The sequence below is a fragment of the Pedobacter sp. CFBP9032 genome, from assembly GCF_034045265.1.
In the GTDB taxonomy this organism is placed as follows: Bacteria; Bacteroidota; Bacteroidia; order Sphingobacteriales; family Sphingobacteriaceae; genus Pedobacter.
In genome coordinates this window covers 1-298 of sequence record NZ_JAXCWE010000049.1, presented here as the reverse complement: position 1 = coordinate 298, position 298 = coordinate 1, and the positions used below count along the sequence as shown (strand labels likewise).

Here is a 298-nt window from a genome sequence, read left to right as displayed (position 1 = left end):
TATAAGCCGCGGTGAAGCTTGTCGCGTCAACTGCACCAGGAGCCAGCGTTACTGGGCCACCTGTTACCGTCACTTTCGGATCCGTGATTTTAATATCACTTACCGTTACGTTACCGGTATTTTCTACCTTGAAGGTATAAGTAATCGTCTCACCTACTTCAGCCTTGCCGTTATTGTTCGCATCAGCGAATGTTCCTGTTTTAGTTAATCGGATGGCAGGGCTTGCTGGTAATGGCGTGATCGTACAAGTCGGACACGTTGGGGTCGCCGGGTTGTTCGGATCTGTAGGGTTACCGTT

At 49.7% G+C, this 298-nt stretch carries 1 protein-coding gene; it reads right to left on the bottom strand.

Translation table 11 applies throughout. The features are described from left to right. On the bottom strand, positions 1–298 hold a 298-nt coding region (locus tag SOM16_RS23100), incomplete at both ends, for a DUF7507 domain-containing protein (protein ID WP_320466356.1).